General features: G+C 33.1%; 14 protein-coding genes. All 14 read left to right on the top strand.

Annotation, left to right across the window (positions count from 1 at the left end; translation table 11 throughout):
* The first annotated feature begins 66 nt into the window (after window positions 1–66).
* Window positions 67–537 (top strand): DUF6428 family protein, encoded by a 471-nt coding sequence (locus DD829_RS05785; RefSeq protein ID WP_108410319.1) that lies wholly within the window; start codon window positions 67–69, stop codon window positions 535–537.
* A 14-nt stretch (window positions 538–551) separates the two neighbouring features.
* Window positions 552–1166, top strand: coding sequence for a low molecular weight phosphatase family protein (locus DD829_RS05780; RefSeq protein WP_108410320.1), 615 nt, complete (start codon window positions 552–554; stop codon window positions 1164–1166).
* Window positions 1163–2185: an ACR3 family arsenite efflux transporter gene (gene arsB, locus DD829_RS05775; protein WP_116547607.1), complete on the top strand. Its 1023-nt coding sequence runs from the start codon at window positions 1163–1165 to the stop codon at window positions 2183–2185. Before DD829_RS05780 ends, arsB begins: the two co-directional genes overlap by 4 nt.
* Window positions 2186–2292: 107 nt before the next feature.
* Complete coding sequence (gene glyA, locus DD829_RS05770; RefSeq protein ID WP_087709358.1) at window positions 2293–3558, top strand: serine hydroxymethyltransferase; 1266 nt, start codon at window positions 2293–2295, stop codon at window positions 3556–3558.
* 62 nt (window positions 3559–3620) lie between these two features.
* Window positions 3621–4085: a regulatory protein RecX gene (locus tag DD829_RS05765; protein WP_185140305.1), complete on the top strand. Its 465-nt coding sequence runs from the start codon at window positions 3621–3623 to the stop codon at window positions 4083–4085.
* A gap of 19 nt (window positions 4086–4104) precedes the next feature.
* Window positions 4105–5235 (top strand): DegT/DnrJ/EryC1/StrS family aminotransferase, encoded by a 1131-nt coding sequence (locus DD829_RS05760; RefSeq protein ID WP_228408135.1) that lies wholly within the window; start codon window positions 4105–4107, stop codon window positions 5233–5235.
* 114 nt (window positions 5236–5349) lie between these two features.
* A complete protein-coding gene (locus DD829_RS05755; protein ID WP_076395648.1) occupies window positions 5350–7275 on the top strand; it encodes a polysaccharide biosynthesis protein in 1926 nt (641 codons plus the stop codon).
* Window positions 7276–7311: 36 nt separating this feature from the next.
* Entirely contained in the window at window positions 7312–8133 is an 822-nt protein-coding gene (locus tag DD829_RS05750) for a polysaccharide biosynthesis/export family protein (protein WP_228408134.1), read from the top strand.
* A 2-nt stretch (window positions 8134–8135) separates the two neighbouring features.
* Window positions 8136–10520, top strand: a complete 2385-nt coding sequence (locus DD829_RS05745) for a GumC family protein (RefSeq protein WP_076395644.1) — start codon at window positions 8136–8138, stop codon at window positions 10518–10520.
* A complete protein-coding gene (locus DD829_RS05740) occupies window positions 10504–11808 on the top strand; it encodes a nucleotide sugar dehydrogenase (protein ID WP_410493807.1) in 1305 nt (434 codons plus the stop codon). The genes DD829_RS05745 and DD829_RS05740 overlap by 17 nt, the downstream gene beginning before the upstream one ends.
* Before the next feature lie 78 nt (window positions 11809–11886).
* Window positions 11887–13191 (top strand): flippase, encoded by a 1305-nt coding sequence (locus DD829_RS05735; protein WP_165814841.1) that lies wholly within the window; start codon window positions 11887–11889, stop codon window positions 13189–13191.
* Between the two features lie 4 nt (window positions 13192–13195).
* Window positions 13196–14299 carry a UDP-galactopyranose mutase gene (glf, locus tag DD829_RS05730; RefSeq protein ID WP_108411100.1) on the top strand — a complete coding sequence of 368 codons (1104 nt, stop codon included), beginning with the start codon at window positions 13196–13198 and terminating at the stop codon, window positions 14297–14299.
* Window positions 14299–15543 (top strand): glycosyltransferase, encoded by a 1245-nt coding sequence (locus tag DD829_RS05725; protein ID WP_116547605.1) that lies wholly within the window; start codon window positions 14299–14301, stop codon window positions 15541–15543. Before glf ends, DD829_RS05725 begins: the two co-directional genes overlap by 1 nt.
* On the top strand, window positions 15540–16196 hold the full coding sequence (locus DD829_RS05720; RefSeq protein WP_116547604.1) for a CatB-related O-acetyltransferase: 657 nt from the start codon (window positions 15540–15542) through the stop codon (window positions 16194–16196). Before DD829_RS05725 ends, DD829_RS05720 begins: the two co-directional genes overlap by 4 nt.
* Window position 16197: the final 1 nt, after the last annotated feature.

Below are 16197 nucleotides of genomic sequence, written 5' to 3'. Positions count from 1 at the left end.
TCGTAATATTGCGATATTATAATATGTGATTAATTATAATTTTTTTAACAATTAAAAATAAAAAATATGACGCTTGAACAGATCAAAAATATCCTTCCAACGTTGGATAATGTTGAATTTCAGTTGGAAAACGGAACTTTTGTACCGGAACATTTTCATGTAACAGAAATAGGGATGGTAAGCAAAAGTTTTATCGATTGTGGTGGAACCATCAGAAAAGAAGAAAAAGTTAATTTTCAGCTTTGGAATGCAGAAGATGATGAGCATCGTCTGAAGCCGGGGAAACTTCTTCATATTATTCAGCTTTCGGAAGAGAAACTGGGAATTAGAAATTCAGAGATTGAAGTGGAATATCAGGATACAACGATTGGTAAGTATGACCTTGAATTTAATGGTAAACATTTTATCCTTAAAAATAAAAAGACTGCCTGTCTTGCGCAGGATTCATGTGGAATTCCGCAGGAAAAGGAAAAATTAAGTCTGAAAGAGCTTGGTCATAAAACATCTCAATGCGCTCCGAACTCGGGATGCTGTTAATTTAAAGTAACTGTATGAATCCGAAATTATCTGTTTACCTAGAAAAAGTTCTTCAGCAAAAAATCAGCGAAGAGCGAAAAGTGGTTTTAAAAAGTCTCACTGACTATATTCAGCAAAAAACGGGAGAGAATAAAGAGGTGCGCCTCAATTTTATCTGTACACACAATTCGCGCAGAAGCCATTTGTCACAGATTTGGGCACAGGTTGCAGCACATTATTATGAAATCCCGAATGTACAATGTTATTCGGGAGGAACGGAAGCTACCGAACTGTTTCCGAAAATTGCGGAAACTTTATCTGATGCAGGTTTTGAGGTCTGGAAATTAAGTGAAACTAAAAATCCTGTATATGCCATAAAATTTGATGAAAATACATTGCCTTTGATTGGTTTTTCCAAAAAATATGATGATCCGTTTAATCCTGAACGTAGTTTTGCCGCTGTTATGACTTGTTCTTCTGCCGATGAAGGCTGCCCGTTTATTCCCGGAGCCGAAAAAAGAGTTCCGCTTACTTTCGAAGATCCTAAAGTTTCGGATAACACTCCCCAACAAACTGAGGTTTATGAAAAAAGAAGTCTGGAGATTGCTTCAGAAATGTTTTATGTATTTTCTCAAATAGGTTGTAGATGAATCCTAAATTAAAGTTTTTAGACAGATATTTAACGCTCTGGATCTTTCTGGCAATGATTGTCGGCGTTTCTTTGGGTTACTTTTTTCCTGAAATTTCCCGGGTTACGCAATCTGTTTCTTCGGGAACCACAAATATTCCTTTGGCTGTCGGATTAATTCTCATGATGTATCCTCCTTTGGCAAAAGTAGATTACAGTCTCCTTCCACAGGCTTTTAAAGATAAAAAAGTAATCTCAGTTTCTCTGTTTTTAAACTGGATTGTGGGACCTGTTTTAATGTTTGTTCTGGCAGTAATTTTTCTTAAAAATGAACCGGATTACATGATCGGTCTTATCCTGATTGGTTTGGCAAGATGCATCGCCATGGTAATTGTCTGGAACGATCTCGCAAGAGGAAATCGCGAATATGCTGCTCTTTTGGTAGCATTGAACAGTGTTTTTCAGATTTTTTCCTACAGTTTTTTTGCATGGCTTTTCATTAATGTGCTTCCTCAGAGATTAGGTCTTGGAAATTTCAGTATTTCCGTGCCGATGCGAGAGGTCACGGAAAGTGTACTGATCTATCTTGGAATTCCGTTTCTGGCCGGATTTTTATCTCGCTATCTTCTTATAACATTTAAAGGAAAAGACTGGTACAACAGGAAATTTATTCCAGCAATTTCTCCGATTACTTTGTATGCTTTATTATTTACGATTGTGCTGATGTTCAGTCTTAAAGGGGATCAGATTCTGGAGCTTCCGATGGATGTGGTGAAAGTGGCGGTTCCGCTGATTTTTTACTTTATTATTATGTTTTTTATCAGTTTTCTGATGAATAAAATGATGAAAGTTCCTTATGATAAGAATGTTGCAATTGCTTTTACAGCTACTGGAAATAATTTCGAACTGGCTATCGCAGTAAGTATTGCTGTTTTCGGAATTCATTCTGCACAGGCTTTTGTAGGAGTTATCGGTCCTTTGGTAGAAGTTCCGGTTCTTATTCTTCTGGTGAAGGCAAGTTTATATTTAAAACAAAAATAGAGTAATCTGTAGTTGAAAATCAGTTTTAAAATCATTATTCCGGATGCTGAAATCTCGGTGAAAATTTCGTACTTTTGGCATGAAAAATTTCTAAAACTAAAAGTAAAATGGACATTATTTTCGACCTGATTGAAAAAGAAAGACAAAGACAAACTCATGGCATTGAGATGATTGCATCGGAAAACTTTGTTTCTGATAATGTAATGAAAGCTATGGGGAGCGTATTGACTAATAAATATGCTGAAGGATATCCCGGAAAAAGATATTACGGAGGTTGTGAAGTCGTAGACGAGGTTGAAACTCTTGCGATCAATAGAGCTAAAGAGCTTTTCGGTGTAGAGTATGCAAATGTTCAGCCCCATTCCGGATCTCAGGCGAATGCGGCAGTTTACTTGGCAGTTTTAAAACCCGGAGATAAAATAATGGGGATGGATCTTTCCATGGGAGGTCACCTTACGCATGGTTCTTCGGTTAATTTCTCAGGAATTCAGTATGATGTGGTTTCTTACGGAGTTCAGAAAGAAACTGGTCTTATTGATTACGATCAGATGAGAGAAGTGGCTTTAAGAGAAAAACCTAAAATGCTTATTGCCGGTTTCTCTGCATATTCAAGAGATCTGGATTATGCAAAATTCAGAGAAGTTGCAGACGAGATCGGAGCTACACTTTGGGCAGATATTGCTCATCCTGCCGGTTTAGTGGCAAAAGGTCTTTTAAATAATCCTTTTGAACACTGTCATGTAGTAACCACGACCACTCACAAAACGTTGAGAGGACCAAGAGGAGGAATGATCATGATGGGGAAAGATTTTGAAAATACGTATGGTCATAAAACGCCAAAAGGAGAAACTAAGATGATGAGTCAGGTTCTGGACGGAGCTGTTTTCCCGGGAATTCAGGGAGGTCCGCTGGAACACGTTATTGCGGGTAAAGCAGTTGCTTTCGGAGAAGCTTTGGACGATCAGTTCTTAACATACGCAAAGCAGGTTCAGGCTAATGCACAGGCTTTGGCAAAAGCAATGATCGACAGAGGATTTGATATTGTAAGCGGTGGAACAGACAACCACTTAATGTTGGTAGATCTTAGAAATAAAAATGTAAATGGTAAGGAAACAGAGAAAGCTTTGGTTCTTGCAGACATTACTTGTAACAAAAATATGGTTCCTTTTGATGATAAATCACCATTCACCACTTCAGGAATCAGATTGGGTACTGCAGCGATCACTACAAGAGGATTGAAAGAAAATGATATGGATACCATTGCGGGATTGATTTCGGATGTGGTAGATAACATCAAAAATGAAGAAGTAATTTCTTCGGTAAGAAAAAAAGTAAATGAATTAATGGAAGGTAAAGCTTTATTCAACTATTAATTTTCAAAGAAATAAATAATAAAGAATGGGCTTTTGCTCATTCTTTTTTGTGTAAAAAATATATGGAGAAGAAGTCTTTCACTTTTGATGAGATTAAACTGAAACTGGTAAACTATTGTGTGTATCAGGATCGCTGTCATGCAGAAGTTGAGCAGAAAATGAGAGAATTTCTTTTAATTGATGAAGCGAAGGAAGAAATTATGCTTTATCTGATGAAAGAAAACTATCTGAATGAAGAACGGTTTACGCGAAGCTACATCAGAGGTAAGTTTTACATCAAACATTGGGGAAAGACGAAGATTAAAATTCATCTGAAACAAAAACAGATTTCCGATAAATTAATCAGTATATGTTTTGATGAAATTCATGAGGATGATTATGAAAAAACGATCCGTAAAATTTATCAGGATTATTACGATAAACAGAGTGGATTGAAGGAATATCAAAGAAAAGCAAAAACAATCAAATATTTAATAAGCAGAGGCTTTGAATATGAGAAAATAATTGATAATTTTGGAAATGCATAAATGATAAAATTGTTTTATTTTGAAAGAAGAACGAATCTGGCTTTCACCACCGCATATGGGAGGAACGGAGCTGAAGTATATAAATGAAGCATTCGATACCAACTGGATTTCTCAGTTTGGAAATAATATCGATGTTTTTGAGAAGAATCTCGAAGAATATTTGGGTGAAAATTCTTTTGTAACCGCTCTCTCATCCGGAACCGCTGCAATCCATTTAGCTTTACGACTGTTAAATGTAGAACAGGGAGATTTTGTAATCTGCCAGTCCTTTACTTTTGTGGCATCGGTAAATCCTGTTTTGTATTTAAAAGCGATCCCCGTTCTTGTAGATAGTGAACCTTCCACATTGAATATTTGCCCTAATGCATTGGAAGATGCTGTAAAATATTGTCTGCAGAAAGGAAAAAAGCCCAAGGCAATTATTGCAGTAAGTCTTTATGGAATGCCCTTTATGGTGGATGAAGTTCTGGAAATTTCAAAAAAATATGATATTCCCCTCATCGAAGATAGTGCAGAAGCTTTAGGGAGTAAATATAACAATCAGGCATGTGGAACTTTTGGTGACCTATCTATTATAAGTTTCAATGGAAATAAAATTATTACGACTTCTGGAGGAGGCATTATTATTTCAAAGAATAAATCTGCTAAAGACAGAGCTCTTTATCTTGCAACACAGGCAAAGGAAAATGAGGATTTTTACAGTCATTCTGAAGTAGGCTATAATTATCGGATCAGCAATATACATGCAGGAATAGGGAGAGGACAGATGGAGGTTCTTGAAGAGAGGATACAGTCAAGAAGAAAAAATCATATTTTCTATCAAGAATTATTTAATCGTTTTGATGATCTGAATCTATTTTCTGAGCCTTCTGAAAAGTTTTATTCAAATTATTGGTTAAATGTGATTTTAATTGATGGTTTACACTGGAATAAAGAAAATTTACGGAATATGTTTTCTGAGAATAACATAGAAACCAGATACTTGTGGAAGCCAATGCATTTACAGTCGTTATACAAAGATTATATTTTTTTTGGAAATAATATTTCTGGCGCTTTTTTTGATAGAGGTCTTTGCCTTCCTTCTGGAAGTAACATAACAGAAAAGTGTAAAGAAAGAATTACCAGAACATTATATAATTATAGAAATTAAATTTGTTATTAATTCAAAAATCGATGAAATTTTATTGTAATTTTACGCGAAGATAAATGGGGTTGCTTTTTTACCCAACTTTAATTTTAAATTATATGAACACAAGTATAGACAATGTACGATTCTCTTAGAAAGAAAATTTTTGGAGGAGATAATGTTGTCAGTCTCTCTGATGTAAGATATTTGCCCAGATGGATAATATTAATAATTGATATTATTATTCTGGTAGTATCGTTATTTTTATCTACCTATATTATAGAAAAAATTACCCAGCGTGAATTTATCTATGATGATAAAAGTCTTGTATTTTTATCGATCATTGTTATAAATGCTTTATTTATGTATGTTTTTAAAACATATGCAGGAATTATAAGGCATTCTACTTTCACGGATCTATTTAAACTTTTGACTTCATGCTTCTGTACAATGGTTACGGTAGCTACAATCAATATCTTTTATTTCTGGTTCACCGGCGGAAAATTTATTTTAACGCCCTATCTGATATTGTATTTCATCATCTCGTTTATGGGATTGTTTCTTTTCAGATTATATGTGAAAGAATTTTTTCATATCGTAAGAGAATATAGAAGAAGTACACTTAAAAAGAGAATTCTTGTTTTAGGAATCGATGAGCAGTCTATTGCCATCGCGAGAGCTATTCTGGATAATCCGAGTCTTCCTTATCATGTCGTGGGCTTTTTAACCCAGAGAACAGATTCTAAAAGAGCATCGTTATTAGGAAAACCAATTCTTTCAAAAGAAAAAATTGAAAAACATTCGAAAGAAGAGCTTTTAGTAGACGGAGTGATCATTATAAAAGAAATGATGTCTAAAGATGAAATGAATTCCTGGGTAAATTTATTTCTGGAAAAAGATTTTAACATCTTTAAAGCTCCTTCTGTTCAGAAACTTAGAGACAGTGATCTTGGCGGTTCTATCAGAAATCTTCAGATTGAAGATTTATTAAACAGAAAACCTATTAAAATTGAAAGTGAAGATGTAAGAAGCAGACATTTTAACAAGACAATTTTAGTAACCGGCGGTGCAGGTTCTATCGGTAGTGAAATTGTTAGACAGGTTGCACAATTTAATCCTTCTCTTATCGTTGTATTAGATCAGGCTGAAACACCTCTGTATGATATTGAGCTTGAAATGAGAGAGAAATTTCCTCATATCACTTTTAAATTTGTATTGGCTGATGTTTCCAATAAGCATAGAATAGAACCATTGTTTCAAACCTATAATTTTTCTATGGTTTACCATGCTGCGGCGTATAAACATGTGCCTTTGGTTGAGGAAAATCCACACGAAGGAATTATAGTGAATGTATTAGGTTCAAGGATCATTGCAACACTTTCCAGTAAGTATAACGTGAACAGGTTCGTAATGGTATCAACAGATAAAGCTGTAAATCCTACGAATGTGATGGGTGCTTCTAAAAGAGCTGCGGAATTATTTGTTCAGTCTTTGCAGAATGTGGAAGGAAACAAAACCAAATTTATTACAACAAGGTTCGGAAATGTTTTAGGATCTAACGGATCGGTAATCCCTTATTTTAAAAAGCAAATTGAAGCAGGCGGTCCTGTTACGATTACGCATCCTGACATTGTAAGATATTTTATGACGATTCCTGAGGCTTGTGAGCTTGTTCTTCAGGCCGGAACAATGGGACATGGCGGTGAAATTTTCGTTTTTGACATGGGAGAGCCTGTGAAAATTTTGGATCTTGCAAGAAGAATGATAAAATTATCCGGATTTGAGCCTAATATAGATATTAAAATTATTTATACAGGTTTAAGACCCGGAGAAAAATTATATGAAGAACTTTTGAGTGATGATGCAAAAACCTTGCCTACACACAATGAAAAGATTATGATTTCAAAAGATCCGAGCATGGCATTTTCAGAAATTGAATCCATGATAAATCTCGTTACAAGAGCTGCTGTCAAAAGAGATAAAGTAGAGGTTGTAAGAATTTTGAAAACCATTGTTCCGGAATTTAGAAGTAACAATTCTATTTACGAAATACTGGATAAATAGAAAAATAATAAATGTATATTTGTACAATTTTAAAATATGATGAAAGGTAAAATACTGGCTGTATTACTGGCAGTTACATTAGTTTCGTGCAAAACCAATCCCAACGCACACAACGATCTGAATTATATGCAGAATATAGAAAATGTTGCAATAGAAGCTTCTGCTAAAAATTCTCAAAATACAATTCAACCGGGAGATCAGCTTGTTATTCTTATTACGGCTAAAGATTTAGATGTTGTTAAACCATTTAATCAAAATTTCTCATCCTCAGAATTTGTTCAGAATAATACATTTGCCGGTGGAAATACACCGGGACAAGGATCAGCAAATGTTACGGGACCCACTTATATTGTTGATTCAAATGGAGAAATAGATTTTCCAATTTTAGGAAAGCTCAGTACTACGAATAAAACTTTAGTTCAGTTAAAGGATGAACTAAGAAACAGAATGAAAGAATTTGTTATTGATCCTACAATTTCTGTAAGACTTACTAACTTTAAAATTTCAATCTTAGGAGAAGTAAACAGACAGGGCGATTATATTGTGACTAACGGACAGGCAACTATTCTAAATGCCTTAGCAATGGCTGGAGATCTCACTACCTATGGAAGAAGAGATGATATTCTGATAATAAGAACAGAAAATGGACAAATTACTCATGGAAGAGTAAATGTGCAGGATGCCAATCTTATTAATTCTCCTTACTATAATCTCAAGCAAGGGGATGCTATCATTGTATCTGCTAACAACACAAAAGATGTAATCTCCAAACAAAATCCAAATACACCTCTCATTTTATCTGCAATTTCTATCGGTGTAACAGCTATCGCAGTTGTGGTAGGTCTATTTAAGAAATAAAAATGATGGAACAACAAAATATTCACTCAACAGAAATTGAAACTGAACTGAATGTAAGAGATATAATTCAGCCTTATTTGAAACGTTGGATGTGGCTTATTGGTAGTGTTATAGTATCGGTAACTCTTGCATATCTATATCTCAAAAGACAAGTTCCTATTTTTGAAGTTGCCTCTACAGTACTTATTAAAGATTCTAAATCAAATAATGTTGGAACACAGGATTTTGCTGCCTTAAGAGATATTTCTGGTATCGGTAAAATAGGGAGTAATGGAGTTGAAAATGAAATGGAAATTTTCAAGTCTAAAAAACTTGTACGTGAAGTGGTAAAGACTTTAGGTCTTGAAACAAATATTTATAATGGAGATTTAAAACATGAAATTTATGGAGAGACATCTCCTGTAAGAGTTAGAATTGTACAGGAAAAAGATGTAAAAAGTAAAATTTCAAGAGTAGTAAATTTAAAGATAAATGGAAATCAGTTAAAACTTTCTTCGGAAGGCATACCTGCAATTAATACCACCTTCAACAAAGTTATTAGTTTGCCTTATGCTAATATAATGATTTTAAAAAATGAGAATTATAAATCTGATAAAAAATTAAATGATGTTATATTAGATATTTCTACGATTGATGACAGAACTGATGCTTATCAGGCTGCTTTAAATGTGGCATTGGTAAATAAAGATGCAACAGTTATTAAACTTGCTATGAATTATGCAGAGGTGGATAAAGCCAAAACAATTATCAATAAATTGGTTCAGGTGTATAATCAGGATGCAATTGAGGATAAAAATACAGAGTTTAGAAATACCGCTAAATTTATTGCTGAAAGGATAGAGCAAATCGGGAAGGATCTAGGTGATGTAGAAAATCAGAAAGAAAGATTCAAGCAAAGTAATCAGATATCTGATTTAGAAACTGAAGTGAAATTAGGGCTGCAGACAAATGCGGAAGCTAAAAGTAAAGAGTTGGAAATTAATGCACAGCTTGAACTGACCGATGCTTTGTTGGGATACGTGGGTAACCAAAATTCTTATCAGACGTTACCAAGTAATTTAGGATTAAACAATCCTAGTGCAACGACAAATATTTCTTCGTATAATCAGTTAGTTTTAGAAAGAAACAAACTTCTCCAAAGTGCTACACCAGAAAACCCGCTTGTTGTTGATATTACAAAGCAGATCAATAATATTAGAACTTCTGTTATTCAGAGTTTACAGAAAAATAAGACAGGTCTTCAGTTAGCTAAAAATGGTTTGTCATCCGAACAAAATAGTATTTCTGGTAAAATTTCTAAAGTTCCGGTTCAGGAGAAACTTTTCAGAAGCATTGAAAGGCAACAGCAGATAAAAGAATCACTATATCTTCTTTTATTACAAAAAAGAGAAGAAACTGCTATATCCATGGCAGTTACTGCCCCTAAAGCAAGAGTTGTTGATAAAGCTTTTGTAGGAATGAAAGTTGCGCCTAGAGGAATGGTAATTTTACTTTCCGGATTTTTAATAGGCTTTTTGATTCCAATTGCTATTATTTATCTTCAACAGTTATTCAATGATAAGGTAAAAACGAAACATGATCTTGAAAAATTAACGAACAGAAAACCAATCATTGGAGAAATTCCTAGTATGGAAAGAGGTCAGGAAGAATTGGTTAAGATGAATGATCTGTCTCCTATGGCAGAGTCTTTCAGAATCTTAATTACCAATATGAACTTCATGTTTCCTAAAAATATCAAAAAAGGAAGAACTGTATTTGTAACTTCTACGGTAAAGGGAGAAGGAAAAACACACGTATCGGTAAATCTTGCTTTAACGATGGCAACTCCTAAAAAGAAGATCATTATCATCGGTTCGGATATAAGAAATCCTCAGTTACAAAGATATAATACAGCAAGAAAAGGTTTGGCAGGACTTACCGAGTTTTTATATGATGATCAGGTTTCTGTAGAAGATATTGTGCACCAGAGTGCTTTTAATCCTTATTTGGATGTAATCTTCTCGGGAAGTATTCCTCCAAACCCCACAGAACTATTGTCTAATGGCAGATATGAAGACCTTCTTGCAGACCTTCAGGGAACTTATGATTATATTATTATTGATACGGCTCCGTTAATGCTCGTTACAGATACATTGTTAATTGCAAATATGGCAGATGTAACACTATATGTAACAAGATCAAGACATACTGAAAAATCTCTAATCGATTTTGCCAACAAACAGATAGAAGGACACAAAATAAAAAATGTTGCTTTTATATTAAATGATGTAAACAAAGAGTACTTTGCTTATGGAAATAAATATGGATACGGATATACGGCAACAGATGACAGAAGCTTTTTTGATAAGGTAAAAAGTATTTTTACTAAAAATGATGAAAACAAATAAAAATTATAAAATTGCCGTAATCGGTCAGGGTTATGTCGGGCTTCCATTAGCTTTAGAATTTTCAAAACACTTACCTGTTTATGGATTTGATATTAATAAGCTTAGAATTGAAGAACTGAAAAATGGTGAAGACCATACGTTAGAAGCCGATTCTCAAGAAATTAAAGAACTTTTGCAAACAGCTTCTGAAACCAATTTTAAAAAAGGATATGTTCCATCATATTCTCTTGATGAAATCTCAGAGGCAAATGTGTATATCGTAACCGTTCCTACACCGATAGATCGATTTAATTCTCCCGACCTTACCTTGTTGATAAAAGCAAGTGAAATGTTAGGAAGAATCCTTAAGAAAGATGATATCGTGATTTATGAATCTACTGTATATCCCGGATGTACGGAAGAAGAATGCATTCCTGTACTGGAAAAAGAATCTGGATTAAAACTAAATGATGATTTTTATGTAGGTTACTCACCTGAAAGAATTGTTCCCGGAGATAAGATAAATACTTTAGTGACAATTAAAAAAGTTACCTCAGGTTCTACGCCAGAAATTGCTGAAGATATAGATAATTTGTATCAACTAATAATTAAAGCAGGAACCCATAAAGCGCCAAGTATTAAGGTCGCTGAAGCTTCAAAAGCAATTGAAAATGCTCAGCGGGATGTCAATATTTCCTTTGTAAACGAGTTAGCATTAATATTCGACAGGATTGGTATAGATACCCATGATGTTTTAGAAGCTGCCGGTACAAAATTTAATTTTTTAAAATATCGTCCCGGTTTAGTAGGAGGACACTGTATTTCCGTAGACCCTTATTATTTGGCTCATAAAGCAGGACAGCTTGGCTATCATCCACAGGTAATTTTAAGCGGCAGAAGAGTAAATGATATGATGCCTGAATTTATTGCCGGAAAAGTTGTAAAACTGATGATCCGGAAAGGGATTCAGATTAAAAATGCAAATGCATTAATTTTAGGAATTACATTCAAAGAAAATTGTCCGGATATCAGAAATACGAAAGTTGTAAACATCTATTCCGAGCTTAAACAATATGGTCTTAATGTAGATATTTATGATCCTTGGGCAGATAAAGAAGAAGTGAAATCTGAATATAATATTGAAACTCTTGAAAATATTATTAAAGATAAGAAATATGAGGTTGTTGTTTTAGCAGTTTCACATAACGAATTTAAAACGCTCGATATCGCTACATTAAAAGCTGATAATTCTGTGTTATTTGATGTGAAAGCATTTTTAGATAGAGATATAGCAGATGCACGACTGTAAAAATATTTTGAATATCCGGATAAGAATCACTATATAAAAGCTGTAGGGATTGAATTAGAATATCTAAAAAAGATAATGATGCTTGAAAAAAAAAAGTTAGTAAGAAATATAGCTTCTTTGGGAATTATTCAGATAGTTAATTATATATTTCCATTGATCACTGTACCATATGTATCCAGGATAATTGGTCCGGACGGATATGGAATTATCAACTATGCGATGGCATTTATTGGATATTTCACGCTTCTTATTGCTTATGGTTTTGATTTAACTGCTACCAGAAGGATATCACAGAATTCTAATAATAAAGAATATATTAACGAAATTGTCTCTGAAGTATTTACATCAAGAATAATTTTATATGCAGTATCCTGCATTTTATTTGCCATTTCCCTTTATTTTTTTACCCCTATACAGAAAGATCTTTCAGTTGCGGTAATACTATTTATAGGCTGTATATCTACAGTAATTTCTCCTCAATATATCTTTCAGGGATTACAGGAACTGGAAATTTTCGCTAAGCTTAATTTTGTTAAGGGACTTATAAATACAGCATTAGTTTTTATTTTGATTAAGCATAGTTCAGATTATTATTGGATTCCTCTGCTCTCAACAATTTTTTTGATATCGACGAATGTATTTCTTTTTCTGTACGCTATCAGAAAATTTCAAATTAAGTATAGATTGGTATCTTTCAGAAAATCATTCAAACTTATTTTTGATGAAAGAATGATCTTCTTTTCCACCATTGTGATTAGTCTATATACTTCTACCAATACTGTAGTTTTAGGTTTTTTTGCTGATATTAAAGAAGTTGGTTACTATACAACAAGCCAGAATTTCCTTAATATAGTTAATTCAATGCTTATGATTCCAATTTCTACAGCACTTTATCCTTTTATTGGAAAAGCATTCTCTATATCAAGAGATCATGGAATAACTCTGATAAAAAAAATTGTTCCAATAGTTTTTTATCTTACTTTTTTTGCATCTGTTGCACTTCTTTTATTTGCGCCATTTTTGGTCAGGCTTATTTATGGGCATCAATTTGATAATTCTATTAATGTTTTAAAAATTATCTCTTTTATACCATTTATCGTTGGTCTTTCAAATATTTTCGGCATACAGCTTATGTTAAATTTAGGTTTGGATAAAATGTTCTTCAGAACAACTTTCATAGCGAGTATTGCAGGTCTTATACTGAATATATTTATGAGTAAATATTGGGGATACATAGGAACAGCCTGGAATTGTGTAATTATAGAGTGCCTAGTAACCTTTTTAATGTATCTTGCATTGAAAAAAGAAAAAATAGGTATTTTTAAAGCGGATTATTTCAGCCCAAAACAAATTTTCTTGACATTAAAAAATAGAAACGAATAATAAAATGAAAAAATATCTAATCATTGGATCTGGATTTTCCGGAGCTGTTATTGCAGAACAACTGAGTAAGAATCCTGAAAATCATATCACTGTAATAGATGAGCGTGATCATATAGGAGGAAACTGCTATACAGAGAGAGATTCGGAAACCAATGTAATGGTACACAAATACGGTCCGCATATTTTTAATACAGACAATAAAGAAGTTTGGGATTACATCCAAAATTTTTGTGAAATGGTTCCGTTTGTAAATCGTGTAAAATCAATTTATAAAGGGAACGTATATTCTATGCCTATTAATCTGCATACCATAAACCAGTTTTTTAATAGAACAATGCGTCCGGATGAGGCAAAAGTATTTATAGAATCTATTGCAAAAAAAGATATTGAAGAACCCCAAAATTTCGAAGAGCAAGCCATGAAGTTTATCGGGGAAGATCTTTATAAAGCTTTCTTTTATGGTTATACAAAAAAGCAGTGGGGATGTGAACCTACAGAATTACCGGCAAGTATTCTGAAAAGATTACCTGTAAGATTTAATTATAATGATAATTATTATGCAAATCCTTATCAGGGTATTCCCAGAGATGGATATACGGCAATTTTCGAGAAGATGCTTTCTGCTGACAATATCGAAGTTAAGCTTAATACGAAGTTTGATTCTTCATGGGATCTTTCAGAATATGAAAAAGTTTTCTATTCCGGACCTATAGATGCTTTTTTTGATTATAAATACGGAAGACTATCGTACAGAACGGTATACTTTGAAAGAGCTGTAGCTGAAGGAGATTATCAGGGTAATCCTGTAATAAATTATGCAGATCCTGAAGTTCCATTTACCAGAGTACACGAGCATAAGCATTTTACTCCTTGGGAAGAACATGAAAAAACAACTTACTTTAAAGAATTCAGTAAAGAAACTGAAGAAGCAGATATTCCTTACTATCCGAAAAGATTAACGGAGGATATGGAAAAACTTGCATTGTACGAAGAAGAGGTTAAAAAAATGGATAAAATTTATTTTGTGGGAAGATTAGCGACCTATAGATATATGGATATGCATCATGTAATAGGTGAAGCATTAGATTTAATAAAAAATTTAAAATAATGAAAGTTCTTCAAATTTGTACAGGTTTTGATATTTCTTTTAATGGAGGGATAACAAACTATGTAAGAAATATTTCCAGTACAATGGCAGATAACGGTCTTGATGTAACAGTATTGTATTCGGAAGATAATAAAGAAGAAAAAAACTATAACTTTAAAACTCTTAGTATTGATCCAAAATTAAGACCTTTTCATCTAAGCAGTGTTATTACTAATGAAGATGTAGATGTTGTGGAAAATGTTGTTAAAGATCTTTCTCCGGATATTATTCATGTTCATATGATGATTGATCTTCCGTTAAAGGTTTTGGAAGTTTTAAAAAAATATGCGAAGGTTATTATTTCTCTTCATGATTATTCTTATGTGTGCAATAGAATTATCCTGCTGGATAAAGATGGAAAATTGTGTACAAATAGTAAAGAAAATTTAAAATGTAATTCTTGTATTTCATACGAAGAAACACTTGATCAGAAATATATTGGAGGGGGTATAAGAAAAGGTCTGAAACTGCTTAAAGTAAAAAAAATAGCTAATTCCAGTGGTCATCATGAAAGGTTTTTGGAAGGTAGAAAATTATTCAAAAATGTTGATGCACTGATTGCTGTTTCCCACAGAGTTAAAGAAATTTATCAGGAAAATGGATATGAAAATGATTTATTTGTAGTAAACCACATAGGTAATTATACTGCTGATGAAAGTTTCAGAAAAAATTTCACAACAAGAGAGAAAAAAGAAAAAAACCAAAAAATTAAATTTGGTTTTATTGGTAATTTACACTTTCATAAAGGAGCCGATCTGTTTTTAAAGTTAGCAGAAAATAGCAATCATGAATTTCATATTTATGGTGGAATAGAGGATTATGTATTAGAAAAAATACAGACAATGCCTCACGTATTTTATCACGGCAGATATCAGCACAGTGATTTAGTAGATATTTTAAAGAAAATTGATATAGGTTTAGTATTATCCATCTGGGAAGATAATGCCCCTCAGGTTGTATTTGAATTTTTGAATGCAGGTATTCCTATAGTTGGTACCAAGATGGGAGGTATTCCTGATTTTGTTACCAACAATAATGGTTTTCTTTTTGAGCCCAATGAGGATGGAATTAACTCTGCTTTACAGCTAATGAATTCTGACGATGTATATAATTTATATAACAGAGTTATTAATAATATTAAAGGTACAAAAACGGCATCAGAGCATATGGATGAACTTATGAATATCTATAAACAAATTGTATGATAGTATTTCTCAAGTTAATAAATGCATTACGAATTGAATTCTTTAACTGGATTTCATTAAAAATAGCTTCTGTTCGTTGGCGGCTGAATAATAAACATAATTACACCGCACTTGGTAATAATATTAAAGATATTAATAAAATAAAGGTTGGAAAATACACCTATGGTAAAATAAATTTTCAATCTTTTGAGAATCCTAATGAGAAATTATCAATAGGCAACTTCGTGAGTATTGCTTCTGATGTAGTTTTTATTCTGGGGGGAAATCATCAGGTAGATACATTTACTACTTTTCCGTTAAAAACTTTTTTTGATAAATTAAGCCCTTTGCAGGATGCCACTACCAGAGGAGAAATAGTGGTAGAAGATGAAGTTTGGATCGGTACAAATGTAATTGTAATGTCTGGAGTTACAATCGGAAAAGGAGCAATAGTTGCTGCAGGAAGTGTTGTCACTAAAAATGTGGCACCTTTTTCAGTTGTAGGTGGAAATCCTGCCAAATTTATTAAATGGAGAATTCCTGAAGAACTCATAGCGTCTAGAATGAATGTCAACTTAGTAGACTTTAATATAGATTTTATTAAACAGAATATGGATACTTTTTATAAAAAGATAGACCAACAAGTTTTAGAAAAAATAAAGAGTAAAAATTGAT

Source organism: Chryseobacterium sp. HMWF035, from assembly GCF_003094695.1.
Taxonomy (GTDB): Bacteria; Bacteroidota; Bacteroidia; order Flavobacteriales; family Weeksellaceae; genus Chryseobacterium; species Chryseobacterium gambrini.
Note: the sequence above shows the minus strand (reverse complement) of the source record. Positions and strands in the feature narration are given on the sequence as shown.